At 61.3% G+C, this 25162-nt stretch carries 25 protein-coding genes and 1 tRNA gene; 12 read left to right on the forward strand and 14 right to left on the reverse strand.

The window, feature by feature from the left end:
• Window positions 1–23: 23 nt before the first annotated feature.
• The 3 genes from EN955_RS12095 to EN955_RS12105 all read right to left on the reverse strand — a co-directional run bounded on the left by EN955_RS12095 (window position 24) and on the right by EN955_RS12105 (window position 1727).
• Window positions 24–407 carry a hypothetical protein gene (locus EN955_RS12095; RefSeq protein ID WP_024503635.1) on the reverse strand — a complete coding sequence of 128 codons (384 nt, stop codon included), beginning with the start codon at window positions 405–407 and terminating at the stop codon, window positions 24–26.
• A 231-nt stretch (window positions 408–638) separates the two neighbouring features.
• Window positions 639–935, reverse strand: coding sequence for a hypothetical protein (locus tag EN955_RS12100; protein ID WP_127223420.1), 297 nt, complete (start codon window positions 933–935; stop codon window positions 639–641).
• Between the two features lie 96 nt (window positions 936–1031).
• Complete coding sequence (locus EN955_RS12105) at window positions 1032–1727, reverse strand: NADPH-dependent F420 reductase (RefSeq protein ID WP_024503637.1); 696 nt, start codon at window positions 1725–1727, stop codon at window positions 1032–1034.
• A gap of 110 nt (window positions 1728–1837) precedes the next feature.
• Here EN955_RS12105 and EN955_RS12110 point away from each other — a divergent pair, with 110 nt between their 5' ends.
• Entirely contained in the window at window positions 1838–2755 is a 918-nt protein-coding gene (locus EN955_RS12110) for a LysR family transcriptional regulator (RefSeq protein WP_032809833.1), read from the forward strand.
• A 7-nt stretch (window positions 2756–2762) separates the two neighbouring features.
• Here the strand turns inward: EN955_RS12110 and EN955_RS12115 are convergent, their stop codons facing one another.
• From EN955_RS12115 to EN955_RS12125, 3 genes are all read right to left on the reverse strand, one after another.
• Window positions 2763–3392 (reverse strand): SDR family oxidoreductase, encoded by a 630-nt coding sequence (locus tag EN955_RS12115; RefSeq protein ID WP_024503639.1) that lies wholly within the window; start codon window positions 3390–3392, stop codon window positions 2763–2765.
• Between the two features lies 1 nt (window position 3393).
• Entirely contained in the window at window positions 3394–4116 is a 723-nt protein-coding gene (locus EN955_RS12120) for an alpha/beta hydrolase (protein ID WP_196815399.1), read from the reverse strand.
• A gap of 263 nt (window positions 4117–4379) precedes the next feature.
• Window positions 4380–5258: an NmrA/HSCARG family protein gene (locus EN955_RS12125; protein WP_024503640.1), complete on the reverse strand. Its 879-nt coding sequence runs from the start codon at window positions 5256–5258 to the stop codon at window positions 4380–4382.
• A gap of 113 nt (window positions 5259–5371) precedes the next feature.
• Here EN955_RS12125 and EN955_RS12130 point away from each other — a divergent pair, with 113 nt between their 5' ends.
• Window positions 5372–6268 (forward strand): LysR family transcriptional regulator, encoded by an 897-nt coding sequence (locus tag EN955_RS12130; RefSeq protein WP_024503641.1) that lies wholly within the window; start codon window positions 5372–5374, stop codon window positions 6266–6268.
• A 109-nt stretch (window positions 6269–6377) separates the two neighbouring features.
• On the opposite strand, the gene EN955_RS12135 is transcribed toward EN955_RS12130, so the two are convergent.
• The 3 genes from EN955_RS12135 to EN955_RS12145 all read right to left on the reverse strand — a co-directional run bounded on the left by EN955_RS12135 (window position 6378) and on the right by EN955_RS12145 (window position 8010).
• A tRNA-Gln gene (locus EN955_RS12135) sits at window positions 6378–6452 on the reverse strand.
• A gap of 125 nt (window positions 6453–6577) precedes the next feature.
• Entirely contained in the window at window positions 6578–6922 is a 345-nt protein-coding gene (locus tag EN955_RS12140; RefSeq protein WP_024503642.1) for a VOC family protein, read from the reverse strand.
• Between the two features lie 497 nt (window positions 6923–7419).
• Window positions 7420–8010, reverse strand: coding sequence for a biotin transporter BioY (locus EN955_RS12145; RefSeq protein WP_023808554.1), 591 nt, complete (start codon window positions 8008–8010; stop codon window positions 7420–7422).
• A gap of 117 nt (window positions 8011–8127) precedes the next feature.
• On the opposite strand from EN955_RS12145, the gene EN955_RS12150 reads away from it, so the two are divergent.
• Window positions 8128–9036, forward strand: coding sequence for an MBL fold metallo-hydrolase (locus tag EN955_RS12150; protein ID WP_024503643.1), 909 nt, complete (start codon window positions 8128–8130; stop codon window positions 9034–9036).
• 31 nt (window positions 9037–9067) lie between these two features.
• Here EN955_RS12150 and EN955_RS12155 read toward each other — a convergent pair whose 3' ends face one another.
• Window positions 9068–9853, reverse strand: coding sequence for a DUF1499 domain-containing protein (locus tag EN955_RS12155; RefSeq protein ID WP_024503644.1), 786 nt, complete (start codon window positions 9851–9853; stop codon window positions 9068–9070).
• 80 nt (window positions 9854–9933) lie between these two features.
• Window positions 9934–11562, reverse strand: a complete 1629-nt coding sequence (locus EN955_RS12160) for a fatty-acid--CoA ligase (RefSeq protein WP_127223421.1) — start codon at window positions 11560–11562, stop codon at window positions 9934–9936.
• A 182-nt stretch (window positions 11563–11744) separates the two neighbouring features.
• On the opposite strand from EN955_RS12160, the gene EN955_RS12165 reads away from it, so the two are divergent.
• Complete coding sequence (locus EN955_RS12165; protein WP_013532740.1) at window positions 11745–12101, forward strand: hypothetical protein; 357 nt, start codon at window positions 11745–11747, stop codon at window positions 12099–12101.
• Window positions 12102–12248: 147 nt separating this feature from the next.
• Window positions 12249–12638, forward strand: coding sequence for a DUF427 domain-containing protein (locus EN955_RS12170; RefSeq protein ID WP_013532741.1), 390 nt, complete (start codon window positions 12249–12251; stop codon window positions 12636–12638).
• 35 nt (window positions 12639–12673) lie between these two features.
• Here EN955_RS12170 and EN955_RS12175 read toward each other — a convergent pair whose 3' ends face one another.
• From EN955_RS12175 to ppdK, 3 genes are all read right to left on the reverse strand, one after another.
• The gene (locus EN955_RS12175) at window positions 12674–13414 is read right to left on the reverse strand and encodes a polysaccharide deacetylase family protein (protein ID WP_013532742.1); all 741 of its coding nucleotides are present in this window, start codon (window positions 13412–13414) and stop codon (window positions 12674–12676) included.
• 168 nt (window positions 13415–13582) lie between these two features.
• Entirely contained in the window at window positions 13583–14686 is a 1104-nt protein-coding gene (locus tag EN955_RS12180; protein ID WP_024503646.1) for a glycosyltransferase family 9 protein, read from the reverse strand.
• Window positions 14687–14804: 118 nt separating this feature from the next.
• Entirely contained in the window at window positions 14805–17483 is a 2679-nt protein-coding gene (gene ppdK / locus EN955_RS12185; protein ID WP_024503647.1) for a pyruvate, phosphate dikinase, read from the reverse strand.
• A 512-nt stretch (window positions 17484–17995) separates the two neighbouring features.
• Between ppdK and EN955_RS12190 the strand changes: the two genes are divergently transcribed.
• From EN955_RS12190 to EN955_RS12220, 7 genes are all read left to right on the forward strand, one after another.
• Complete coding sequence (locus EN955_RS12190) at window positions 17996–19273, forward strand: sugar transferase (RefSeq protein WP_024503648.1); 1278 nt, start codon at window positions 17996–17998, stop codon at window positions 19271–19273.
• 43 nt (window positions 19274–19316) lie between these two features.
• The gene (locus tag EN955_RS12195; protein WP_024503649.1) at window positions 19317–20591 is read left to right on the forward strand and encodes a nucleotide sugar dehydrogenase; all 1275 of its coding nucleotides are present in this window, start codon (window positions 19317–19319) and stop codon (window positions 20589–20591) included.
• Entirely contained in the window at window positions 20591–21616 is a 1026-nt protein-coding gene (locus tag EN955_RS12200; protein ID WP_024503650.1) for an NAD-dependent epimerase, read from the forward strand. Before EN955_RS12195 ends, EN955_RS12200 begins: the two co-directional genes overlap by 1 nt.
• 97 nt (window positions 21617–21713) lie before the next feature.
• Window positions 21714–22544, forward strand: a complete 831-nt coding sequence (locus tag EN955_RS12205) for a glycosyltransferase (RefSeq protein ID WP_024503651.1) — start codon at window positions 21714–21716, stop codon at window positions 22542–22544.
• Window positions 22541–23809: a hypothetical protein gene (locus tag EN955_RS12210; RefSeq protein WP_024503652.1), complete on the forward strand. Its 1269-nt coding sequence runs from the start codon at window positions 22541–22543 to the stop codon at window positions 23807–23809. The genes EN955_RS12205 and EN955_RS12210 overlap by 4 nt, the downstream gene beginning before the upstream one ends.
• Complete coding sequence (locus EN955_RS12215; protein WP_032899285.1) at window positions 23802–24578, forward strand: class I SAM-dependent methyltransferase; 777 nt, start codon at window positions 23802–23804, stop codon at window positions 24576–24578. Before EN955_RS12210 ends, EN955_RS12215 begins: the two co-directional genes overlap by 8 nt.
• 5 nt (window positions 24579–24583) lie before the next feature.
• Window positions 24584–25162, forward strand: a 579-nt coding sequence (locus EN955_RS12220; RefSeq protein ID WP_127223422.1) for a methyltransferase domain-containing protein, incomplete at its 3' end; no start/stop codon positions are given.

Raw genomic sequence — 25162 nt, forward strand, 5'->3', positions numbered from 1 at the left:
CGAACAGCCGAAATGAGCGCCCGTCAACCCATGGGGAGCTGACGGGCAGCGGCTTCCGCGGTGTCCTCGGGTCTCGTGTTGAAGGCTATGGCGGCGTTGGGCGCCGCCTTGTGGATGATGTTCACGACGGTTTCGAACAAGGGTAGGGCCTTGGGCGGCAGCCTGAGGCCGCCACCGATCACCACGCAATCGTATGTCGCGTCGCTCAGCGCTCTTTTGAGTGCGGTAAATCCGGCGGCATCGGGCGTGATCATGCAGGTATCACCCTGCCAGCCCCGTTCCTCGATTTTAGCCACCCCCAAAGCGATCCCGGCATTGATCTTTTCGGCGTTGAAGCCGGGCGGCAAGGACGGGTCCGAGAAGTCGACGGTTTCTGGTTTCTGGCCGACAAACAGTATTCGCGTCATTGGAATTCTCCATGAAGTTATGGGATTTCGAAAGTGGCCGTACGTCGTTCGGCGAGGTGTCGCCAATGAGGACTGGTGCGTTCTAGCTTCAGTGACTGCGACCCGGCTTGCTGAATTGATGAACTGTGGCGGTACGAAGCCATTGTTTGCCGCCAGACCTTAGACTGGATAAGGCTTGCCGCCCCTTTCAAACTTCAGCGCTGATCCGAATTTATCCGGAACAAGGCCCGTTCAGCAATTCTCTCGATCCATCACGATGACCGCCTTGCCTGGAACGCGCTTACCGGCTTCCAGGTCGCTGATCAGGGCGATGGCCTCGGAAAGCCGCGCGGTACGGCTGATGGTTATCGGCAGCCGCCCGCCGACGGCCAGGTCGACGATTTTTTGCAGTATCCTCAGGCTAGGCACGCCTCTTACAAAACTGTGCCGCGATGAAATTATCGATCTGACCAGATTGCCGAAGGTCGGGTCGATATCCACGGCAACACCGGAACGCTTTGTAAGGAACTCCTCTTCCCTGGCGGTCAAGCTCCCATGGCAGTCGAATACAACATCGAAGGTCCCCCTGAGGTCGTCAGATATCGATCATCTGTGGTGGGGCGGATGGTGGCGGACCAAGGGCGTCTAAGCCGGCGAGTCGTATGTGCCGGGGCTGTTGGGCGTGGCGCGCCACTCGGGCTGACGTTCGGGGTTTGCCTCGGCGAGCGCGCTACGGACGCCCTGGACGCCATAGTCCTTGAGATAACCGGGCGAGCCCGGCTGCTGACGCCAGGATTCCGCGATAGTGCCGGCGTCCACTGCGTCGAAGCCGATCCCGTCGATCAGCGCCATGGCCTTGGACTTGGTCCGGACGTCATCACCCGCCACCGCCAGAGCGATACGGTCCGCGGAGCCCGCCGGCTTGGCGCCCGGCTGGAGATGGGTCGCTTCGATCGTGTTAAAGGCTTTGATCACCGGACGCCCAAGGTGCTGCTCGACCCATTCGCTTTCGGTGCTCCCGTCCTCAATTCCGGCCAGATGACCATCGCGCTGCTGTGGGTAGTAGTTGGTCGTGTCGATGACGACGACGTCGGCGGGCGTGGACGCGAACAGTTCGCGGGACAGACTAGGGATTTTGTTTGTAGGAACGGAGACGACCACGACCTCCTGGCCGCGGACAGCATCTTCCATCGTAGCTGCCCGCGCGCCGGTTTCCGCCGACAGGTCCGCCAAAGACTCTGGTCCGCGCGAATTGGCGATCGTGACCTCGTGCCCTGCGGCCCGGAAGAGATGGGTGAGTGCGCTGCCGATATTGCCAGCGCCAACAATGCCGATTTTCATGTTTGTGCCTTTCTAAGATGTGGGTTGAGAATGCAGACAAGCTATATGGACCCTTGCATTTTATCGATAAATGGCGTCATGAAACCGGCTCTCCCAACCAGGAGTGTGGAATGGATCGTCTCGCCAGCATGGCCGCATTCGTGAAGGCGGCAGAAAGCGGCTCCTTTGCAACGGCGGCATCGGCGCTCGGCATCTCACCGCAGATGGTGGCCAAGCACGTCACCTACCTGGAGGCACGCTTGGGGGCACGCCTGCTCAATCGCACAACCCGAAAGCAAAGTCTGACGGTGATCGGCAAGTCCTACTACGATCGGTGCAAAGTGGCGCTGGCCGAAGTCGACTGGGCGGATGCAATTGCTGATGAGGCCAGGGGCAAACCGCGAGGGCTCTTGCGCGTCAACGCGCCGGTTTCATTCGGAGCTCACTGCGTGACACCTGTGGTCGCACGATATTTGAGCAGCCATCCCAGTGTCGATGTCGACCTGGTTCTCAACGACCGCTTTGTCGACCTTATCGACGACGGGTTTGAGGCGGTGTTCCGGATCGGTCCTCTCGGAGAATCCAACCTCGGAGCGATCGAGCTCGCACCCTTTCAGACTATCGCCTGCGGGTCGCCTGCATACCTAAAAGAGCGAGGGATGCCATCGACCGTATCGGATCTGGCCAATCATGAATGCCTGCTCTTCGGTAACTGGCCCGAGCCAACGTTCAGCGACTGGCTCTTTGTACGGGACGGTCTCACCTCAAAGGCCCTGGTCCACGGCCGTCTCAAGGTCAACAGCCCCGCTTCGTTGCTGGAGGCGGCGCTCGCAGGTTTCGGCTTGGCGCTCATCGGGGAAGAGGCGGTGCGCACGCACCTCGCGACCGGGCGGCTCGTCAGAGTGTTGCCGAACTACGAAACGCCTCCGCGTCCAATTCATCTGCTGTTCCACCCTGATCGGCGACAAACCCCGAAGCTGAAGAGCTTCATCGAAATGGTGGTGGAACAGCTGGGCGAAGCAACTGGCCACGGACACAGCACTAGCTAGGGCGCTTTCACCAAGTGATCAGCGGCGATCTGCGCATCCACGTATCCGTAGTGAGTTGCTGAACGACGAAATCCGCGACATCGGCTCGCGCGATCGTCCCGCCATGTACGCCTGAAAGGTCGGTCACCGCCTTGATGCGGCCGCGCGCCGGCTTGTCGTTGAGCACCATCGGTCGAACGATGGTCCAGTCGAGCGCGCTGCTCCGGATGGCATCTTCCTGGCGATCTTTGTCTTCATAGACCTTCCGCAGCATCAGGGGCAGGAGCAGCCGGTCGAAGAAGAAGCCGCCATGGCCGCGGCTGTCGCCGGCCCCGAGGCCAGTGATGCACACCAAACGACGGATGTTCTGCCGCTCCATGACGCCGACCAGCGCGCGCGTCGCCGTCGAGAGCATGGTAACCTCTCGGAACGGGCTCATGGCGGTGCCCAATGAACTGACAACGGCATCACAACCCGCGATGGCGCGGGTCAGCGCGGCGGGATCGCGGGCGTCGCCTTCGACGAGCTCGGCTCCGGCGAGGTCCTCGGCCTTTGCCTTGGAGCGAACGAGGGCTACGACATCGTGACCCTCTGCGAGGGCCTTGCGCACAATCAGCCGGCCGGTTGCGCCAGTGGCGCCTAATACCAGAATTTTCATGTCAAACCTCCGAAGGCGTGCTGATGGACGGAGAAGAATCGGTTAGCCGCTGGCGGATGAAGTCACCGATGGCGTTCACGGACTGCTCGGCTGCGAGAAACTGGCCGAGGGAGGACTGGAAGACATGCGGCATGCCCTCCCAGACCGACAGCGTGACCTCCACGCCTGCCGCCCGCGCCCGGTCGGCGTAGCGGATGGAGTCGGCGAGCAGCAATTCGTCGTCGCCGACGTCGATGCGGATCGGCGGCAGGCCGCGGAGCTGCGCATAGAGCGGCGACGCCTTGGGGTTCGTGGCATCCTGGCCCTGAAGATACATGTCCGCAAAGCTCTGGAGCACGCCGCGCGTGAAGATCGGATCCGCCTCTGCCCGCGTCTCGATGCTGTCGCCGGTGAGCGCCAGGTCGGTCCAGGGCGACATCGCCGCAGCCCCGACCGGTTGCACCAAGCCCTTTGTCTTGTCGGCAGCGAGGATCGACAGCAGCGCCAGCGTTAGACCGCCGCCTGCGGAGTCGCCTACAACCACGATCCGTTCGGCACCCTCCGCAACGAGACCGCGATAGGCGGCGACCGCATCGTCGATCGCTGCCGGGAACGGGTGCTCGGGCGCGAGCCGGTAATCGGGGACAAAGATATCGGCGCCAACGCGTGCGGCGATCTGGCCCGCGAAATTGGCGAGCGCCTCGGCTGAGCCGAGCACATAGCCGCCACCATGAATATAGAGCATGCGTGCGCCCGGTCGTGCGTTCGGCAGCCGCAGCCAGAAGCCCGCAATGCCCCGACCGTCGCAGGCTCAACCCGCACATCCGCAGCGGCGGGTGTGGCGGCGAACATGGCGTCGAATATCGGCCGCGCGTCAGGGCCCATCGGCTCGCCCTTGTGGGCCGAAGCGGCCTGTCGCATCGCGGTCACGGCCGGTGCATCTTCAGGCAAGAGAGGTTGGATCGTCGTCATTGTTTGGTCTCCTTGGTTGGGGGTAGGGATGCAGGTTCAGCCCTTCGCCCACTGCGCCGCGGCATCCCTGGCAAAAGCGGAATAGGAGCGGGGGGCGTGGCCGAGCAGTTTGGTCAAGCGCTCGATGTCGTCAGGGGTCGCCACCGCGCCTTCTGTCTGATACCGGCTGAACATCAGGCGCAGGTCGAGCGCGTGCCAGGCGGGCAGCATGGTCTTCATGCGCTGCTCCATCACGACAAGATCATCGCCGCCATGGCGGATCGCGCGGCCGAGGGCTTCGCTCCAGATGGTGGCGATACCTTCGCCGGTCAGGCTGTCCGGACCGACCAACGCATAGGTCTCGCGGCCGAGCGGCGTCGCTGCCTGCTCACGGCGAACCAGCTCGATCGCGGCGGCCTCGCCGATATCTCTGATATCGACCATCGAGATACCCTTCGCGCCGATCGGCGCGCCATAGACGCCGGCCTTCAGAAGCACGTCCTTCTGACGAAGATCGTTCTGGATGAAATAGGCGGGACGCAGAACTGTCGCCGGCAGGTCGAGCGCCTCGATCATCCGCTCGACCGTGTACTTGCCCGCGAAATGCGGAACGTCGGCATAGGGCTCGCCGCCGAATACCGAGAGATAGACGATGCCCTTGACGCCGGCCTCGCGAGCCACCGTCAGCGCAAGCATGGCCTGGGTCAATTCGTCCGCGACATTCGGGGCGAGCAGGAACAATGTGCTGACGCCTTCCAGCGCGGATCGTAGCGAATCCGGGTCGGCGAGATCACCGCGCACCGCCTTTACACCTGATGGCAGTTGTGCCGTCTCAGGCGAGCGAGTCAAGGCGCGGATCTCGACGTTGCGTCCCTGCGGGTGGGCCAGGACTTGGGAGCCGATCGTCCCGGTGCTGCCGGTTACCAAAATAGCCATTGTGAAAACTCCTTATGATGTTTGTGCGTGTCGAGAGAAAGATACGCGTTCCAATCATGAGTAGAAGATGCCATGTTCGGGACAGCCTGTCTCGATATTGGAACACCCATCCTATGGATCTCGAAGCTCTGGCGGACTTCAACCTCGTTGCCACCCATGGCGGTTTCGGCCGAGCCGGTCGCCTCTCCGGGCGATCCAAGGCGACATTGTCGCGCCATGTGAGCGAACTCGAACATAGCCTTGGCGTGAGGCTGATCGAGCGTGGATCCCAAAGTTTGCGGCTGACAGACGAAGGGCGGGCGCTTCACGAGCGCACCGATGGATTGCTGTCGGAAATCGCGGAAGCCGGGGAGGCGATCGTCTTGGGTGCGTCCACCCCGAGAGGCAGGCTGCGGGTGAGCGCTCCCGTGGTTTTCGCGCATGTGGCGCTTCCCAGGATCGGCACCCGTTTCGCTCTCGCCTATCCCGAGGTCAAGCTTGAGATCGTTGCCGAGGATCGCAAGGTCGATCCGGTCGAGGAAGGCTATGACCTTGTTATCCGAATCGATCCTTCACCGGATGAACGGCTCATCGGTCGCCGTTTTCTCAATGACGAGCGCCTGATTGTCGCCCCACCGGACATGCCGCTCCCTCAGCCGGCGCCGGGCGGTGAACCGGCTCCCGTAAAGGCGGTCTTGCTGAGCGCGACTTCGCTGAACGTTGTTTGGCGCATGAAATCCGGTGTTGAGGACGAAGTCCTTTTCAAACCCGAGCCCATCCTGCGCTTCTCTTCCCTGCTGATGGTGCGCGAGGCCGTTCTCGCAGGTGCGGGAGCGGCATTGCTTCCGAAGCTTCTTGTCGCGGGCGATATCGAGGCGGGTCGGCTCGTTTGCTGGGGAACCCACGCCGGTCCGTCTGTCGAAATCTGGGCGCTGCAAAGCTCGCGGCGTCTTGTCGGTGCGAAGGTTCGCGCTTTCCTGGATGTGATGGAGAGGGCGTTTTCTACGAACGTTCTCGTTCCTGCGCTCTGAACAAGAACCCATGCTACCGCCCATCGGCGTTGGAGAAAGAGGTGGCACTGGATATACAGTCGCACCGTTGGTGCGCCATCAAGGGGAAACTATCCACAGGGATCCAGTTTGGCTGGGGCGCCAGGATTCGAACCTGGGAATGTCGGTACCAAAAACCGATGCCTTACCACTTGGCGACGCCCCAATTGCCGTCAGAGTCGCTTGTGCGGCGCGTTATTAGCAGAGCAGCCAAAAAGCACAATGCCCATGAAGGGTGGTGAGAACGCCTGTTTGGGCAGCAAAAGCAACGCCGCAGAGGGCACGATCTGGCTATTCGGACCACACCGCCATCTCGTTGCCGGCCGGATCGGCAAAGTGGAAACGGCGGCCGCCAGGGAACGCGAAGATCGGCTTGACGACCGTGCCGCCGGCGTTTTCGACAGCGTCGAGGGTCGCCTCCAGATCCCTGCTGTAGAGCACCGGCAGCGGCTTTGATGGCGCTTCGGCGGCGTCGGCTTGAAAACCCCCGTCCAGGCCTTCGGCAAAGGCCGAATAGGTCGGCCCATAGTCAGTGAACGACCAGGCAAAGGCGGCACTGTAGAAGGCCTTCAGCCGGTCCAGCGTCCCGCCCGTAGCCGGCATTTCCAGGTAGTCGAGTTTTCCGGACAGTTTCATAGCCACCTCTTTGTTCATGGTATGTTCTACTCCAGAATCCCCGACATGGCAAGTCTTTTTGCCGCATCCTGGCGTCGGCGTGACGGCGACCTCGTCATAACTTGCTTCTGTCGAGCTCACGCCTTTCAGGCAGGAACAGCTTCGGATTGCTGCAAAATGTTCCTTGGCCAGCAAATGAAGGGCGGCCCATAACCGTACCTGCAGCCTTGCCAGTATGGCTGGCCAAAGGGGCAGATGGCGATCGTCTTTCAACCGGACTGTAAGTTGCGACACGGCGGCAACGTTCAGTTCCTTCGCGTTCAAGCGCATCGCAGGCATAGCGCGCGGGTTGTTCGCTGCCTCAAGGCAGCACCTCGTGCACGATGGACGTGCTGTTTCCGAAGCCGTTTGCGGAAACCTGAGTGATACTCCTTGGCGGCATCAGGCCGAAATCCGCCAGTCGCGCCGCTCCAGCCAGGGGTTTGATTGCCCCTGGCCGTTTCCTCGATCGCGAGTTTTCAGCCGCGCTTCAGCAGCGTCCAGACGGCCGGCACCAGGCTTGCCGCGAGAGCCACCTTGATCAGGTCGCCGACGATGAACGGCACGACGCCGAACTGCCACGACTTTTCCGGACCGATGAGCAGCGCCAGCCAGGCAAAGCCCATCGCCATCATGACGACTTCGCCAACCAGCATGGCGTTGAAAAGCTTGATCGGATGGCGGTCCCAGCCGCGATCCGCCGCCCAGCCGACAATTGCCGCCATGACCACGAAGCCGGCGAGATAGCCGCCGGTCGAGCCGAGCATGTAAGCAATGCCGAGACCCTTTTCAGGCGTGCTCTGGAAGACGGGGAAGCCCATGGCGCCCTCCGCCATGTAGAGCAGCAGGGTGGCGACGCCGAGACGCATGCCGAAGGCGGCGGCGATCAGCAGCACGGCCAGCGTCTGCATCGAAATGTCGACTGGCCCGAGCATCACCTTGGTCTTGGCCGACAGGGTCAGCACAAGCGTTCCGGCGATGGCCAGGAAAAGCTGCGTTGCCAGCCGCGCCGCGCCATTTTGCGGCAGAGCCAGAGAAACAAGCGGACGCATCGTAGTTGCAATTGCCATGGTATTTCCCCAATCCGATTGCCGCTATCAGATGTTCGCGGCCTCACCTCCTCCTATATTGGCTTGCGTGTTATGCGGCAATCGGTTTTGCCGTTTCCCGAAACAAGGCACCGATGCATGGCACTGAAGTTCGATACCGGTTTCGACCCCCTCTATGGCCAGGGGGTGAGCGTCGCCCCCGATGTCCAGCGCATCACGGCCCGCAATCCAAGCCCCTTCACCTTTCACGGCACCAACAGCTACATTGTTGGCCGCGATACGCTGGCGGTGATCGATCCGGGGCCGGATGACGAGGCGCATCTGCGGACCCTGCTCGAGGTGATCGCAGGCCGGCCGGTCAGCCATATCTTCGTCAGCCATACGCATCGCGACCACTCCCCGCTGGCGGCCCGGCTGAAAGAGCGCACCGGCGCCATCGTGCTGGCCGAGGGGCCGCACCGGCCGGCAAGAGCCCTGCACATCGGCGAGACCAATGCGCTCGACGCCAGTGCAGACATGGCTTTCGTTCCCGACATCGCCCTTTCCGACGGCGAGGCGGTCGATGGCGACGGCTGGTCGATCAGGACGGTTCTGACCCCGGGCCACACCGCCAATCATGCGGCGTTCGCGCTGGAAGGAACCGGCATCCTGTTTTCGGCCGATCATGTCATGGCCTGGGCAACCTCCATCGTCGCCCCGCCGGATGGAGCGATGGCCGATTACATGGCCTCGCTGGACCGGCTGATCGACCGCGAGGACCGCTTGCTGCTGCCCGGACATGGCGGGCCGGTGACGGCGCCGCGCGCTTTCATGCGCGGGCTGAAGACGCACCGCAAGATGCGCGAGCGCGCCATCCTGCAGCGGGTCAGAGAAGGCGACCGGACGATTCCCGACATGGTCAGGGCGATCTACAGGGATACCGATCCGCGGCTGCATGGCGCCGCCGGATTGTCGGTGCTTGCCCATCTCGAGGATCTGACGGCGCGCGGTCTGGTTGTGACCGATGCCGCACCGGCCATCGACGGCATTTTCACGCCGGCCGGATAGGCAACGCAGCCCACTGCCAAGTGCCCGTGCCTCACTCTGCCGGCGCGGCGCCAACCTGACCGGCGACTTCCTGGTCGAGCTCGGCAAGGAAATCGACAATACGCGCGGCATTGTCGCCAAGGTCGTAGCGACCGTAGCGGGACGCCGACCGCATGTCGACGATGACCGTATCGCCATCGTCCGTCACGCGGATCGCCACATCGGCGGGAAGGCCGATCACGAAGCCCTTGGCGACGGCGGTGATGGTCACCTCGCTTTGCCCGGCGAGATCAGGATAGGGTTCCGATAGATCCCAGTCGCGCCGATCGAGTACGGTTTCGACAGCATTGACGACAGTCTCGAACGGCAGGTCGTAGCTGCGTGCGCTGACCAGCGGATAGCTATCGGTCTGCAGCCGCTGTTCCCCAGGCGTCGACGGCGCAAGCACGTTCATATCCTTCGTGCGGTCGCTCACGTCCAGCGCCGGCGGTTCGTCGAAATCCGTCGAGATATCCCTGAGCGGCGGATAGATCGTCGCCCAGTAGGCGGCGACGCCGTAGGGTGCGAGCACCAGCAGCGCCAGCAGCGCGCCGACCGTCAGGTCGCGACCGCCGCGGTCGCCGAAATTCCAGAGCCGCGAAAAGGCAAACCCGGCAAACAACAGCGCCATCGCCGCCAGCAGCGCGACAATGCCGAGCACCCACAGAAAGACAGGTGTTTCGACGAGATCGAAGCGATGGCCGACAAAGACCGTCAGCAGCAGCACCAACGAAAAAGCGGCCGTGCGCCGCGACCATCCGGCCGCCCTCGACGTTTGCCGTTCAGGAATACTTGCCATCGATTGCCGCACCACCCCAACCCGAACGGAGACTTAGAACCTTTTTGCGATGCCATGAAGCCGAAACATGCGACATCGCGTCAATCCGTCGGCAGGCGATAATCCTTGAACTGCTGGCGCAAGGTGATCTTCTGGATCTTGCCGGTGGCGGTGTGCGGAATTTCACCGACGAAGGCGACATCGTCCGGCATCCACCATTTGGCCACCTTGCCGTCCATGAAGTCGAGAATATCAGCCTTGCTCGGTTCCTTGCCCGGTTTGCGGACGACGACCAGCAGCGGCCGTTCGCCCCATTTCGAATGGTGGACGCCGATGGCTGCCGCCTCGGCGACATCGGGATGGCCGACAGCCAGGTTCTCGAGGTCGATGGTCGAAATCCATTCGCCGCCGGACTTGATGACGTCCTTGGCGCGATCGGTGATCTGCATATAGCCGCCGGCGTCGATGTGGGCGACGTCGCCGGTATCGAACCAGCCATCCCCGTCGAACTGCTCCACGCCGGCGCCGCCATAATAGGCACGGGCAACGGCCGGCCCACGCACTTTCAGGCGGCCAAATGTCTTGCCGTCCCAGGGTTGCGCATTGTTGTCGTCGTCGGTCACCTTCATTTCGACGCCGAACGGCGGATAGCCCTGTTTCTGCTGGACATCGAGCCGGGCTTCGCCCTCAAGACCAGCATAGTCCGGCTTCAGGGTGCACAGCGTGCCGAGCGGCGACATTTCGGTCATGCCCCAGGCATGGATGACCTGGACATCGTAGTTCTGCTGAAACTTCGTCATGATCGCGCGCGGGCAGGACGAGCCGCCGATGACGACCTTATTGAGATAGGGAAGCTTCTTGCCGGTCTCCTCCAGATGCTGCAGCAGCATCATCCAGACGGTCGGCACGGCCGCACTGAAGGTCACCTTCTCGGTATCGAGCAATTCATAGATCGAGGCGCCGTCCATCTTGCAGCCGGGCATGACCAGCTTGGCGCCGATCATCGGCCCGCTCTGGCCAAGGCCCCAGGCATTGGCGTGAAACATCGGCACGACAGGCAGGATCGTGTCGCGCGACGACAACCCCATGGCGTCGGGCATGGCGGCGATCATGGCGTGCAGCACGTTCGAACGGTGGCTGTAGACGACGCCCTTGGGATCGCCCGTGGTCCCGGAGGTGTAACACATGCCTGCGGCGGTGCTTTCGTCGAAGGTCTTCCAGGCGAAGTCGCCATCCGCCTCCTCAAGCCACTCTTCATAGGCGACCACATTGGGCAACGTCGTCTGCGGCATGTGTGCCTTGTCGGTCAGCACGATCACCTGTTTCAGCGACTTGACGGCGCCGGCGATCTTCTCGAGCAGCGGCACGAAAGTCAGGTCGACGAAGACTGCCTTGTCCTCGGCATGGTTCATGATCCAGACGATCTGCTCGGGAAACAGCCGCGGATTGAGCGTGTGGTAGATGGCGCCGATGCCCATGATGCCGTACCAGGCCTCGATGTGGCGGGCGGGGTTCCAGGCCAGCGTCGCGATGCGGTCGCCCAACCCATAGCCGTCGCGCTCCAGCCGCTGGGCGACCTTCAGGGCGCGACGATGGATGTCGGCGTAGGTGGTGCGCACGATCGGCCCCTCGATCGAGCGTGACACGATCTCGCGCACGCCATGCTGCCGCTCGGCATTGTCGATGAGCTTATGGCAAAGCAGCGGCCATTCCTGCATCAGTCCCAGCATTCGGTCCTCCCTCACGCTTTTGCGTTGTGCTTTTTGTCCCATTGTGGAGCGAACCGACGGATTGTCCAGCCGCCAATACGGCCGAGCACTGCATTGGGAACAACCGCCACAATCCGGCCATCGTCGGCGTTAAGCTTCGTTAACGGGCAAAGGGGTGCGATTGGCGACTGAAAGAGGTTCGCATGGACGCGCAGCTCGACGACAAGGCTCTCGAGAGTACGCTTGCCGAAAGTCTGGCCGATCTGGTGCCGGACACAAAGACTGTTTCCGAAGATGAATTTGTTGAAGTTGTCGGCGGCGCGCTGGAAGCGGTCGGCGGCACGTTGCTGTTCAAGATGTGCGTCCAGAACCAGGGCGAGGACCAGCACGTCGCAGCCGCGTCAGTCGGCGATGGCGGAAACCGCCAGTTCCTGCTGCTCACCTTGCCGACCGGCGGTGGTTCCCTGAAGGTCGAGACCGTATCGAGAAGCAGCAACCCGGTCGCCGGTATCGCTGCCGCCTATGCCGGTCTCATGGACGTGTTCAAGGCCGCTGCCTGACAGCTGACGACAAGTATCGAGGATATTCGGAGGCGCGATCCGGCAGTGCCGGCCTGGGGAGGTGTTTGCGTGTTGCATGGCGACGGCAGGCCTTGAACAATGCGTTTGCGCGACACATCTCAAAGTCGACGCAAGGAGAGCCGCCGCATGGATCAGATCGCCAACCCCGCACCCGGTTTCCAACGCAACCCGGACAAAATCATCACCATCGAGCCCTATGCCGGCACCGTTACCGTGCGCGCCGGAGACGTGGTCATCGCTTCAACAGCGAAGGCCAAGGTGCTGACCGAAGCTCCCTATCCGGCGGCCTTCTACATTCCGTTCGCCGACATCGATTTCGGCAAGCTTGGCCGCACCGACCACTCGACCCATTGCCCCTACAAGGGCGATGCAAGCTATTGGAGCGTGCTGCCTGCCGGCGAGACCGGCCAGAACGCCATGTGGGCCTATGAACGGCCTTTCGACGAGATGGCTGAAATCGGCAACCACGGCGCATTCTACGCCAGCAAGGTCACGATCGAAGCCAAACCGGACTGAGCCAACGCCGAAGCGGGATACGCTCGGCTGGCCACTCACTCCGTGGTGCCGTTATTGCCGATGCCCTCGGCATCGTCGAGCCGCACAAAGGTCAAGCCCTTGGCCTTGAGCGCCAGCAGCCCCTGCACCACGCCTTCGCCTGCCGCATGGGTCGGCTGGTTGATGTGCGAGATAATGACGTCGCCGTCCTTGGCCGCCGCGATGCGCCGCGCGGTTTCCTTGGCGCCGAGCAAGGAGCCGCCGTCGCCGTTTATCGAGAATCCCGCGACCTTGAAGCCAAGCTTGCGGATCATGGCGATTGCCGACGGGCTGTATTCGGCGGTTGCGCCACGAAACCATTTCGGCGCCGGCTCGCCGGTCCCGGCAAGAGCGGCGGCTCCCGATTCGACCTCGGCCAGCACCGCATCCGGGCTGCCGGCGCTGCGGATGCCGTAGATTTTCCGCGGCGTGTCGACCGCCGGGATGTGGTGACCGCCGTGATTTTCCAGTTCGAACAGATCGGGATGCGCCCGCATGATCTCGACGGCGGCGGCGTTCCGCTTCAGCCAGATGCCGGTCACGAAAATGGTGGCGGGGATCTTGTTGTCCACCAGCGCCGAAAGGATCCGGCTGTCGGTCTGTCCGCCGCAGGCATCGAGCGTGAGTGCCACACGGCCGGCGCCGCTCGCCTGCGGCCTGATGTGCAGCGTCGGCTCGACGAGCGGCGCGGCATGGCCGGCGGATGCCATCGCCAACGACATGGCGATCATCCAGAGATTTTTTTGCAGCAGGCGCATCAAACCGATTTCCTGACCCGTCATTTCAAGCAGGCATCCCAAAGACCCGCATGAAGGCGGAAATCAGGATGATGCATAGCAGAAAAGCGCTCCACGCGACAATGTGACCGTGCCTGCGGCGAAGGGGTCATTCCACCGCGTCGAGAGTCGTGCATGCGACCCATGATCTCAGATGACGCATTCCAGCTGCATTTCGGTGCGCGAAAGAACCTCGCGCACCGCGTCGACCACAGGCTTGACCTCCAGGCCCCAGACGCAGCATGCCTTGCTGGGATCCGGCGCGCGGCAAAGGTCCTCGGCCATGCAGGCGCAAGGCATCGGCGGCTGGAGCGAGATGCTGGGCACGCCAACGGGACCCCAGCGCGACGGCTCCGTCAGACCGAACAGCCCGACAACCGGGGTCCCGGTGGCCGCGGCCATGTGCATCGGGCCGCTCTCATTGCCGAGAAACAGCCGGGCCTGTTTCAGCACCGCCAGCAGGCTTTCAAGCGAAAGGTCACCGACGAGATTGACGACCGACGGCGCGGTCCTGGCGACGATGCGTTCGGCGATCTCGCGCTCGTCCGGGCCGCCCACCAGCACGACGTCCAGGCCGGTCTCGCCGGCAATCTCGACGATCGCTGCTGCAAACCGCTCCGGCTGCCAACGTCGCCCCTCGAAGCTTGCACCCGCATGCACGGCGATGAAGGCATTTGGCCGCAGATGGTGCTTATCCAGCAGCGCCAATGCTTTCGCCGTCTCCAATGGCAGCGGCTGAAGGTTCGGAATCACCGTGCGAAGTTCAATGCCGAGCGCTTCGAGCGGCGAGAGGTAGCGGTACAGGAAATGCTCGCCATCAAAGCCGTAGGGCTTGGCAAAGACGTTGGCGGGCTGCCGCTCCAGCATACGCAAAGGTCTTTCGGAAGGATTGTAACCGACACGGGTCTTGGCGTTGACGAGCCCGGTGACGATGCGCGACGTCTTCGAATCGCTCAGGTCGATGGTCAGGTCGAATCGGAAGCGGCGCAACGCCCGCACCATCGCGTAAAGCTCCTTCCCGCGCTCCAACGGCGTTCCGCGCATGCGGTCGCGCCTGAATGCGACCACCTCGGAAGCGATACCATGGGCCATGACGAAGCTTTCGAAGCGAGCCTCGCACAGAAAGACGATGCTGGCGCCGGGGAACTCGAGCCGCAGGTTCTTGGCGAGCGCCGAGGCGAGGACGAGATCTCCTATGAACTTGGTTTGAATGACCAGGATCGAGCGGAGCGGCGCGGGAGAAATCTGCAGCATCTGTTTCCGGGAGCAATTTGCGGACGGCCGCAAATTGGGCAGGAACAATGTCGAGATTACACGACGCCGCCAGCACGTTCGCGTGAATTGCCTTACAAAACGGTAAGCTGGATGGACCCTATGCGCGGCCTGTCTTCGCAACCAGCACCGCTGCCTGCGCGGCCGCCAGCCTGGCGATCGGCACGCGATAGGGCGAACAGGATACGTAGTCGAGGCCGACCTCTTCGCAAAAGCGGATCGAGGCCGGATCGCCGCCATGTTCGCCGCAGATGCCGAGCTTGATGTCTGGCCGCGTCGCCTTGCCCTTTTGCGCGGCCATGCGCACCAGTTCGCCGACGCCCTCGATGTCGAGCGAGACAAACGGGTCCTGATCGATAATGCCCTTCTGGCGGTAGGTTTCCAGGAACGAGGCCGCATCGTCGCGCGAGATGCCAAAGGTCGTCTGGGTCAGGTCGTTGGTGCCGAAGGAGAAGAATTCGGCTGACTCCGCGATGACATGGGCACGGATCGCGGCGCGGGGGAGCTCGATCATTGTGCCAGTGAGATAGTCGATCTTGACGCCGGTTTCCTCCATGACGCTCTTGGCAACCGCATCGATGCGCGCCTTGACGTAGTCGAGCTCCTTCACAAGGCCGACGAGCGGCACCATGATCTCGGGGACCACCAGGGCGCCGGCCTTCCTGCCGGCCTCCACGGCCGCCTCGAAAATGGCCCGCGCCTGCATTTCGGCGATCTCGGGGTAGGAGACGGCCAGGCGGCAGCCGCGATGGCCGAGCATCGGGTTGAATTCGTGCAGCGCCTCGGTGCGCTGCCTGAGCTTGTCCGGCGATACCTTCATGGCGGCGGCGACCTCGGCCACCTCCTCCTCGGTCTTGGGCAGGAATTCGTGCAGCGGCGGATCGAGTAGGCGGATCGTCACCGGCAGGCCGGCCATGATCTCGAACAGTTCGAGGAAGTCCGAGCGCTGCATGGGCAGAAGCTTGGCCAGCGCGGCGCGCCGGTCCTTTTCGGTGTCCGCCAGGATCATCTCGCGCATGGCGACGATGCGGTCGCCGTCGAAGAACATGTGTTCGGTGCGGCAAAGGCCGATGCCCTCGGCGCCGAAGGAGCGCGCCATGCGCGCGTCGAGCGGCGTTTCGGCATTGGTGCGCACCTTCATGCGGCGGACCGCGTCCGCCCACTCCATGATGGCGGCGAAATCGCCGGAAAGTTCGGGTTGCAGCATCGGCACGGCGCCCTTCAGCACCTGGCCATTGCCGCCGTCGATGGTGACGATGTCGCCCTTGCGGAAGGTAGAGCCCATCGCCATCAGCGTGCCGGCCTTGTAGTCGACACGCAGCGAGCCGGCACCCGAGACGCAAGGCTTGCCCATGCCGCGCGCCACCACCGCGGCGTGGCTGGTCATGCCGCCGCGCGTGGTCAGGATGCCTTCCGCCGCATGCATGCCGTGGATGTCTTCGGGGCTGGTTTCGATGCGCACCAGGATCGCCTTGCGGCCCTGCGTCTTCAAGTCCTCAGCATCGCCTGAGGAAAAGACGATCTCGCCGGTAGCGGCACCGGGCGAGGCCGGCAGTCCGATGCCGATGACGTCGCGCGCGGCCTTGGGGTCGATGGTGGGATGCAGCAACTGGTCGAGCGAGGCCGGGTCGATACGGGCAACGGCTTCCTCTTTCGTGATCAGCCTGTCGCGCGCCATCTCGACGGCAATTTTCAGCGCCGCCTTGGCGGTGCGCTTGCCGGAGCGGGTCTGCAGCATCCACAATTTGCCGCGCTCGATGGTGAATTCGAGATCCTGCATGTCGCGGTAGTGCTTCTCCAGACTATCGGAGATGGTGACGAAGGACTGGAACGCGTCAGGCATCAGCTTCTGCAGCGACGGCTTGTCCGAGCCTGCTGCGATACGCGCCGCTTCGGTGATGTTCTGCGGCGTGCGGATGCCGGCAACGACGTCCTCGCCCTGCGCGTTCACCAGGAACTCGCCATAGAGCATCTTTTCGCCGGTCGACGGGTTGCGCGTGAAGGCAACGCCGGTGGCCGAGGTTTCGCCCATATTGCCGAACACCATGGCCTGGACGTTGACCGCCGTGCCCCAGCTTTCGGGAATATCGTGCAGGCGGCGATAGGTGATGGCGCGGTTGTTCATCCAGCTCGAGAACACGGCTGATATCGCGCCCCAGAGCTGCTCGTGCGGATCCTGCGGAAACGGCCTGCCAAGCTCTTCCTCGACTTTGGCCTTGTAGAGCGCGATGACGCCCTGCCATTCGAGCGCCGTCAGTTCGGTGTCGAGCTCGTGCCCGAGCCCGCCCTTCTGGTCCTCCAGGATTTCCTCGAACACTTCGTGGTCGAGACCCATGACGACATCGGAATACATCTGGATGAAGCGGCGGTAGCTGTCATAGGCAAAGCGCGCATCGCCGGAATCGGCGGCCAGCGCCTCGACCGTCTCGTCGTTCAGGCCGAGATTGAGGACGGTGTCCATCATGCCGGGCATCGAGGCGCGAGCGCCGGAACGCACCGACACCAGCAGCAGTTTCGACGGGTCGCCGAACCGACGACCGGTCAGCCGGCCGATGTGATCGAGCGCGACCGCGACATCGGCTTCCAACCCGGCCGGATAAATACGGCCGTTGGCGTAGTAGGCGTTGCAGACCTCCGTGGTGATGGTGAAGCCCGGCGGCACCGGCAGCCCCAGGCTGCACATCTCGGCCAGGTTGGCGCCTTTGCCGCCCAGGAGATTCTTGTCGCTGGCACGGCCCTCCGCCGCACCATCGCCAAAGGTGAAAACCCATTTGGTCATGCATCGCTCTCCGGTTGCAGGAGATTGGAAAGATTGGCGAAACGGAAAGTTCCGCCGGTCCGTCCTTGGAGCGATATGATGCTGCAGTGCGAAAGGCAAGGCGTCGGTAAAGCCGCCCGGCCACTACAATCGATTAAGCAAAGCCGTGCCCCAGAATGCGGCGGCTTCGAAACCGATCGGCCCAACTCCCAAGCGACTTGCCAACGGATCGATCGCTGAAGCCGTGCTGGAAATTACATCGCATTATTGGCCCTACCGTTCGGCGTTGGTGCGTTGCAGACGGTAGCTTTTCAATTGCATCAAACAATGCTGTTGATCAAAAATTTCCCGCACTGTTGATCTGAGAAATAGATGCTTGCTGGCGCAGCCGCGCTGTCGTAGCTCTTGGTCTCCGACTGTATCGAATCGCCGGGGGGCGAGACGTCCGATTCGCTTTTGTGCGCGAGCAGGTCAGATCCACTATCGCGCTGGTCTGTCGCCGACACGGCAGCCTTGGGGAAGGGGGGAAGACATTGAATGTCGCAGCGTCGACTATCGTCGGAAGCCGGCACTTCCTGTTCAGGATTCGGTTTCAACTGCTTGGCGGACTGACATTCGCGATTTTTGCGCCGGCGATTATCCGGATTGTCTTCAATCCTGAATTTATCTATTCGGCCAATCTTCAGGTAACAGTAGCCGCTGCGGTCATCGCTCACCTTGTGGGCTTCTTATCTTATCGCCGCATCGGAAATTTCCCGGGCGTGGCCGCCGCAAGTTACATCTTGCCGACATTTGCCCTGTCCTACGGGGCTGTTTTCCTGACCATCTTCTTTTTTCGGTTCGAGTACAGCCGGTTTCAGGCCGCCGCCAGTTTTACGCAGTCCACGCTCTGGTATTTCGGCCTGAGCCTGTTGACGCGGCGTCTCGATCCGTACCGGCTCGTCGTGATTCCCGGCGGAGATGTCGAGCGCCTCAAGACATTACCGGGTGTGCATTGGTTTTGGATCAAGTCGACCAGTACGATAATCGAAAGAGCCAGCGGCGTGGTCGTTGATCTGCGTGCCGATCTTGGCGCGGAGTGGGAACGATACATCGCGGATCGGGCCCTTTCGGGAACGCCCGTATACCACGTCAAGCAGGTCAGCGAGTCGCTGACCGGTCGGGTCGAGATCGAGCACCTGTCGGAAAACACGCTTGGTTCGCTCAATCCGAACCAGGCCTACCTCAAGATCAAGCAGGCGGTCGACTGGGTCTCGGCACTTGTCTTGACTATCGTTCTTTCCCCCGTTCTGGCGTTGATTGCGCTGCTGATCCGGCTGGATTCCGATGGTCCCGCGCTGTTTCGCCAGCAACGCATGGGCTACCGGGGCAAGATCTGCACGGTCTACAAGTTTCGCTCGATGCGCCAGCACTCTGGCGCCGGCAGCGACAAGGAGAGGGCGATCACTAGGCACGACGATGATCGCATCACCCGAGTCGGGCGTTTTCTGCGAAAATCCAGGATCGACGAACTGCCGCAGGTCATCAACATCCTGCGTGGCGAAATGAGTTGGATCGGACCGCGACCGGAAGCTGTCGTGCTGTCACAGTGGTACGAGGCTGAGCTGCCATTCTATCGCTACAGACATATCGTCAGGCCAGGCATAAGCGGGTGGGCACAAGTAAATCAGGGGCATGTGGCTGCTGTCGATGACGTTATGGAAAAATTGCACTATGATTTCTATTACATAAAGAACTTTTCGCCTTGGCTGGATGTTTTGATAACTCTCAAGACAATGAAAACGATGCTTACCGGCTTTGGTGCGAGATGACCAATGCGAAGCATGGCTCTGGAATAGCAAGCGCAGGAAGCAGATGGATCTCGCCTCCAGGAAAATAGCAATCATCGGGCTTGGCTATGTCGGTCTGCCGCTGGCGGTCGCCTTCGGCGTCACCAGGCATGTCGTCGGCTTCGACATCAACCAGCCGAGGGTGGACGCGCTGAAGCGTGGCGACGACCATACGCTGGAAGCCAGCAGCGATGAGATCAGTGCCGCGTCGCGGCTGACATTCACCACCGACAAGGCCGATCTGCGCGATTGCGGGATTTTCATCGTCACGGTTCCGACGCCGATCGACAGGGCCAACCGTCCGGATCTGAAACCGCTGATCATGGCATCGACTTTGGTCGGTGAGGTCATCTCGCCAGGCGCGGTGGTGATCTTCGAATCGACGGTCTACCCCGGCTGCACGGAAGAGGTGTGCGCTCCGCTGATCGAGAAACATTCGGGCCTGCGCTACAATGAGGGGTTCTTCCTCGGCTACAGTCCCGAGCGCATCAACCCGGGCGACCGGGAGCATCGGTTGCAAACGATCGTCAAGGTCACCAGCGGCTCGACGCCGGAAGCGGCCAAAGGTATCGATGCGCTCTATGCCTCGATCGTGCCGGCAGGCACACACCGTACCTCGAGCATTGCGGTCGCCGAAGCGGCCAAGGTCATCGAGAACACTCAGCGCGACCTCAACATCGCGCTGATGAACGAGCTGTCGCTTATCTTCGGCAAGCTCGGCATCGACACCTCCGAAGTGCTGGAAGCCGCCGGCACCAAATGGAATTTCCTTCGCTTCACGCCTGGTCTGGTCGGCGGCCACTGCATCGGCGTCGATCCCTACTATCTCACCCACAAGGCCCAGGAACTCGGCTATCATCCGGAGGTGATTCTTGCCGGCCGCCGTATCAATGACGGCATGGGTCAGCATGCGGCGGATCAGACGGCCCGCCTGATGATGCGCAAGGGAATACCTGTCGTTGGCAGCCGGATTCTGGTGATGGGCGCGGCCTTCAAGGAAAATTGTCCGGACCTGAGGAATTCCAAGGTCGCCGATATCGTTGCCCAACTGAAGGAATACAATGCCGGCATCGACATATGGGACCCCTGGGTCGACGCGCAGGAATGCGCGCGTGCCTTCGGCGTAGCGAGCATGAAGGACATTCCCGACCAGCGCTATGACGGCGTTATCGTGGCCGTCGGCCACAGGCAGTTCCGCGCTCTGGGCGTCGACGGCCTGCAGGCTCTTTGCAAGACCCCCGGCGTCATTTACGACATCAAGGGTCTGTTTCCCAGGCATGTCACGGATGGGCGCTTCTGATGAAGGTTCTGGTCACCGGCGCGGCCGGCTTCATAGGGTATCACGTAGCCAAGCGGCTGCTGGAGCGCGGTGACGAGGTCGTCGGCATCGACAACATCAACGACTACTACGATCCGGAAATCAAGGAGGCGAGACTGCAGCTCCTGGACGAAGCGAGCCGCAAGACCAATGCCGGATACCATTTCATCCGCGGCAATCTCGCCGACAAGAGCGTGGTCGACGCCTGCTTTGCCGACCACGCATTTGACCGGGTGATCCATCTCGCCGCCCAGGCCGGGGTTCGCTACAGCCTGGAAAATCCGCATGCCTATGTCGAAAGCAACATCATCGCCTACACCAACATGCTGGAGGCCTGCCGCAACAGCGCCGTCGCGCACCTGACCTATGCCAGCACCTCGAGTGTCTACGGCGCCAACACCGACATGCCGTTTTCCGAGCATCGTCCGGCCGACCACCCGCTGCAGTTTTACGCCGCGACCAAGCGCGCCAACGAGTTGATGGCGCACAGCTACAGCCATCTGTTCGGGCTGCCGACGACCGGGCTTCGCTTCTTCACCGTCTATGGCCCCTGGGGGCGCCCGGACATGGCGCTGTTCCTGTTCACCAAAAACATTCTTGCTGGCGAGCCGATCAAACTGTTCAACAACGGCAACCACACGCGCGACTTCACCTATGTCGACGACATCGCCGAAGGCGTGATCCGTGCCAGCGACAGCCCGGCCACGGGCAATGCCGCCTGGGACTCCAGCCGTCCGGATCCGGCCACAAGCAGCGCCCCCTGGCGCATCTTCAACATCGGCAACAACAACCCGGTTAAGTTGACCGCCTATGTCGAGGCGCTGGAAAACGCGCTCGGCCGCAAAGCCATCGTCGAACTCTTGCCGCTGCAGCCCGGCGATGTGCCCGATACCTTCGCCGACACCTCGGCGCTGGAGCAGGCGGTCGGCTACCGCCCGACGACGACAGTGACCGAGGGCGTCGGGCGGTTCGTCGAGTGGTACAAGGCTTATTTCGGGCGGGGATAAGGCTCGGCGTTTCTCGGCTGATCCGCGCTGTTCCATGATCACGTAACCAGGAGCAGATGGAATCGACACGGCTCGCAAACAGGCAGTCTGCAATCCATTGCAGTCCAAGGCGCTATTGAGCGTCTGCATCCCCACGTTCAATCGGCGGGATCGCGTTGCGGCGCTGGTTCAGCAACTGCTACGTGCGGACTGCCCATTGCAGATATGCGTCCATATCGACGGTTCGACCGACGGAACGAACGAAGCGCTTGCGAAAATCGCGTCTCGCGATTCCAGTTTGGTGGTCACCACTGGCCCGAATGACGGCAGAGGCCGCGCAATGTTTTCGGCGATTGCTTCCGCCACTGGCGACTATTGCATGGTCTTCGATGATGACGACGATCTCTTCGCCGATCGCTTGCCGGAAGTCTGTGAGCACCTTTCGCAGAGAGGTGTCGATGAGAAGATTGCGGGTTTTGTGTTCTCGATGGCTCTTGGCCACCCAGAGACGGCAGCAGAGCCGTTTCCGTTGGAGCGGACAAACCTGATAAAGATGCGGGCCGACGAACGGGTGGTCGGCGACAAGAAGGAGGTCATCAGAACTCCTTTGCTTAAACGGGTTGCCGTGCCCCCTGCGGGGCGGTTCCGCCGTGTTCCAACATCTCTTCTCTGGTCCAGATTGGCGATCGAATACGACGTTATCTGTGTCAATATCGAGATTGGACGAAAACGATATTTGCCGGAGGGGATGACGGCAAGGATTCGGCTTCTTCAGCGACAAAATGCATACCCGATGTTGTTGCTGAACTTGATCTACATCAAGGCATTCTGGCTAGGACGATATCGGTCGGTTCGGTTTCTGGGTAAGGCGGTTCTTGCCTGTTTGAGCTTTGGTATCTTGAGTTTCCCGTTCTTGCTCAAGAGATCATTCGTGCGGGTGACTTCATGAAAGAAGCCAGCCTGTGGAAGTTGGTGGAAGCCATCGTAATACGAATTGTTCCTGGTCTTCTGAACATAGCGACATTGCTGTACATCGGAAGCCATCTGGAGACTGGACAGTACGGTATTTTCAGCACGACGATTGCGACAGTTTCATTTATTTCGACACTTGTTTTTGGAGTCGCGACCTATTCGATAATGCCGGTTTCCGCAAAAATGCATGCCGCGGGAATGGGTAGAGAGTACGTATCGTCCATTTTGACCGTGCTTGCAGTTGTGGCGTTGTTTGTCGTCCTGGCTGGGCTGGCACTCACGTGGCTGGGATTTGGCAATGCCGTTGCCGCGACCATCATCATTTCTTTCGGCTTGCACACCGCACTTCAAGAGATTTTGAGGTCACAACTGCGTTTGTGGGCGTACGGTTGGTCGGCGATTGGCCAGGCCGTAGCATACCAGGCAGGAGCCATAATCCTGCTTGTCGGCGATGCGAAAGTAGGATCGGCTCTTGCCGCCTTTTCGCTCTCCTATTTCGTCGGAGCGCTGATTTCATTTGCCTTGCTGGGACCTAGGAATCTGAGACGACCTGGCTTTTCCTATCTTGCCGGGTCTCTGGTCACAGGCTGGGGATTTGTGTTGAGCAATCTGGCCGAGAGCGGCGTGTTTGTCGGCATTCGATACCTTGTTTTGTTGCTTGGCTCCGAGACCCATCTCGGTGTCTTCTCGTTTTGTGTCGATCTTTCACAACGGTCTGTCGGCTTCTTCATGAATGCGGCCAGCTTCGTTTTCGTGCCAAGGGCGTTTCTCAGTGCCGCAAATGGAAACGTCAGGGAGTTTCGGCGCGGACTGTTCGAAGGAGCGGCCATCGCACTCATTTTTGCGGCTGCGGCTGCGGCCGGAATAGTTGGCCTGTTTTTCTCGGGCCATGCCTCCGGATGGCTGGGGAAGTCTTTTGATCCTGCGGTGTTCGGGATCGTTTCTTGTGCTGTTCTGGTCAACAGGACGAAAAAAGTGATCATCGACCCGTTTGCGCTTCGGTCGAACAAAGCGATGACGTTGACTTATTCCTACGCGATAGGGGCGTTGGCTTGCTGTTGTCTGGCGGCATTGGGCCTTTGGTGGCGGGTGCCGCTTGGCAGTGAAATGGCATTTTTGTTCGGATATGTCGTTGCCGCGGCCTGTTCCTTTTTCGCATTGAGGAATGTGATTGCAGACCAAGGGCCTGGTGCGAAACAGCGCACGGTTTTGATGGTCGGGCTGGATGCCAGAAATGAATGAGAAGAAAGCATTTTACGACGAGAAAAACAGGCGCATCGTCCATGTCGGCACGGTGGCCGATGACGACTATTGGGATTCTCACTGGGCCGACGGGATTGTCTTGAGGCCGGATCGCTTTGTCGTTGAAACCACCAAGCGATATCTGACCGGATCGGCCAAGGTCCTGGACGCTGGATGTGGCTTGGCCAATACGGTCCATGGCCTCCACCAGGCAGGCTTTTCCGCCTACGGGATCGACTTCGCGCAGAAGACCGTGGGGATGGTGAACCGTGCCGCGCCCCATTTGCAAGTGACCGTGGGGGATGTTCGAGCAACGGGCTTCGCGGACGAATTCTTCGATGGGGTGTGGTCCCTGGGGGTGATCGAGCATTTCTTCGACGGTTACGATGAGATCGCATTGGAGATGAGGCGCATCATCCGGTCAGGAGGAGTTGCCTTCGTGACAGTGCCGAGCATTTCTCCTCTCCGACAGTTGAAGATCAGAATGGGTCTCTATCCCAGGTTTTCAGGTGAACAGGCCGGATTTTACCAGTTCGTTCTTGGGCCGTCTTCGATTGTTTCCAGTTTCGAACAGCACGGCTTCAAACTTCTGGGATCCCAGCCAAGGGGAGGCTTCAAGGGGCTGAAGGACGAGACATTTTTCTCCAAGCCGATGCAGGCCTGGTACGACAGCAAGAATGGAATCCTGAGAGGTTTGCGTGCTGCCGCGGACCGGTTGCTCGGCCCATTTTCGCATCATACGCGGCTCTACGTCTTCCACAGGATATAACGCGGATGTCAAATCCGAGTGGGCGCAGATCGCCAAACGAAACCGGTGGTGAAGCAGTATCGATATTGCGAAAGTTTGTTCGTGCGAATGTGGCTGTTTCCGAGTTCCTGGACAGAGCTCTGCCGCGACGCCTTCGCATCGACGGCAACCGGACCTTTGCGACGGAGATAGCACCTCCCTTACTTACCTCAAATGCACGGGTTTACGACCTTGGCGGGGGTGCCAGGCCGTTCGTCAGTCTTTCGGAGAAGCGGCGCCTGAGGCTTTTTGTCGTTGGGCTCGACCTCGACGCGGAAGAGTTGTCGAAAGCGCCGCGCGGAATATACGACGAGGAGATTGAAGCGGACCTTACCTCATTTAGGGGGAGGGGCGATGCTGACGTCGTCATTTGCCAGGCAACGCTCGAACACGTCCGTGATGGCGAGGGTGCCTTGCGCGGCATTGCCAGTTGCGTGAAGCCGGGAGGCGTGGTTGCCATTTTCTCGCCCTCGCGCAACGCCGTTTTTGCCAGATTGAATCGGGTCCTGCCGGAGGGGATGAAACGACGGCTGCTTTTTGCGATCTATCCTGAAAAGGGCATGGGT

This window comes from Mesorhizobium sp. M7A.F.Ca.CA.001.04.2.1, assembly GCF_003998485.1.
In the GTDB taxonomy this organism is placed as follows: domain Bacteria; phylum Pseudomonadota; class Alphaproteobacteria; order Rhizobiales; family Rhizobiaceae; genus Mesorhizobium; species Mesorhizobium ciceri.

What these genes read in the sequence shown, in the direction of transcription:
- ppdK (WP_024503647.1), bottom strand. Translation starts at nt 17,483, where the DNA reads ATGACCAAATGGGTTTTCACCTTTGGCGATGGTGCGGCGGAGGGCCGT.
- EN955_RS12150 (WP_024503643.1), top strand. Translation starts at nt 8,128, where the DNA reads ATGGCACTGAAGTTCGATACCGGTTTCGACCCCCTCTATGGCCAGGGG.
- EN955_RS12200 (WP_024503650.1), top strand. Translation starts at nt 20,591, where the DNA reads ATGAAGGTTCTGGTCACCGGCGCGGCCGGCTTCATAGGGTATCACGTA.
- EN955_RS12120 (WP_196815399.1), bottom strand. Translation starts at nt 4,116, where the DNA reads ATGCTCTATATTCATGGTGGCGGCTATGTGCTCGGCTCAGCCGAGGCG.
- EN955_RS12110 (WP_032809833.1), top strand. Translation starts at nt 1,838, where the DNA reads ATGGATCGTCTCGCCAGCATGGCCGCATTCGTGAAGGCGGCAGAAAGC.
- EN955_RS12160 (WP_127223421.1), bottom strand. Translation starts at nt 11,562, where the DNA reads ATGCTGGGACTGATGCAGGAATGGCCGCTGCTTTGCCATAAGCTCATC.
- EN955_RS12095 (WP_024503635.1), bottom strand. Translation starts at nt 407, where the DNA reads ATGACGCGAATACTGTTTGTCGGCCAGAAACCAGAAACCGTCGACTTC.
- EN955_RS12125 (WP_024503640.1), bottom strand. Translation starts at nt 5,258, where the DNA reads ATGGCTATTTTGGTAACCGGCAGCACCGGGACGATCGGCTCCCAAGTC.
- EN955_RS12210 (WP_024503652.1), top strand. Translation starts at nt 22,541, where the DNA reads ATGAAAGAAGCCAGCCTGTGGAAGTTGGTGGAAGCCATCGTAATACGA.
- EN955_RS12165 (WP_013532740.1), top strand. Translation starts at nt 11,745, where the DNA reads ATGGACGCGCAGCTCGACGACAAGGCTCTCGAGAGTACGCTTGCCGAA.
- EN955_RS12195 (WP_024503649.1), top strand. Translation starts at nt 19,317, where the DNA reads ATGGATCTCGCCTCCAGGAAAATAGCAATCATCGGGCTTGGCTATGTC.
- EN955_RS12215 (WP_032899285.1), top strand. Translation starts at nt 23,802, where the DNA reads ATGAATGAGAAGAAAGCATTTTACGACGAGAAAAACAGGCGCATCGTC.
- EN955_RS12140 (WP_024503642.1), bottom strand. Translation starts at nt 6,922, where the DNA reads ATGAAACTGTCCGGAAAACTCGACTACCTGGAAATGCCGGCTACGGGC.
- EN955_RS12145 (WP_023808554.1), bottom strand. Translation starts at nt 8,010, where the DNA reads ATGGCAATTGCAACTACGATGCGTCCGCTTGTTTCTCTGGCTCTGCCG.
- EN955_RS12180 (WP_024503646.1), bottom strand. Translation starts at nt 14,686, where the DNA reads ATGCTGCAGATTTCTCCCGCGCCGCTCCGCTCGATCCTGGTCATTCAA.
- EN955_RS12170 (WP_013532741.1), top strand. Translation starts at nt 12,249, where the DNA reads ATGGATCAGATCGCCAACCCCGCACCCGGTTTCCAACGCAACCCGGAC.
- EN955_RS12115 (WP_024503639.1), bottom strand. Translation starts at nt 3,392, where the DNA reads ATGAAAATTCTGGTATTAGGCGCCACTGGCGCAACCGGCCGGCTGATT.
- EN955_RS12155 (WP_024503644.1), bottom strand. Translation starts at nt 9,853, where the DNA reads ATGGCAAGTATTCCTGAACGGCAAACGTCGAGGGCGGCCGGATGGTCG.
- EN955_RS12175 (WP_013532742.1), bottom strand. Translation starts at nt 13,414, where the DNA reads ATGCGCCTGCTGCAAAAAAATCTCTGGATGATCGCCATGTCGTTGGCG.
- EN955_RS12130 (WP_024503641.1), top strand. Translation starts at nt 5,372, where the DNA reads ATGGATCTCGAAGCTCTGGCGGACTTCAACCTCGTTGCCACCCATGGC.
- EN955_RS12105 (WP_024503637.1), bottom strand. Translation starts at nt 1,727, where the DNA reads ATGAAAATCGGCATTGTTGGCGCTGGCAATATCGGCAGCGCACTCACC.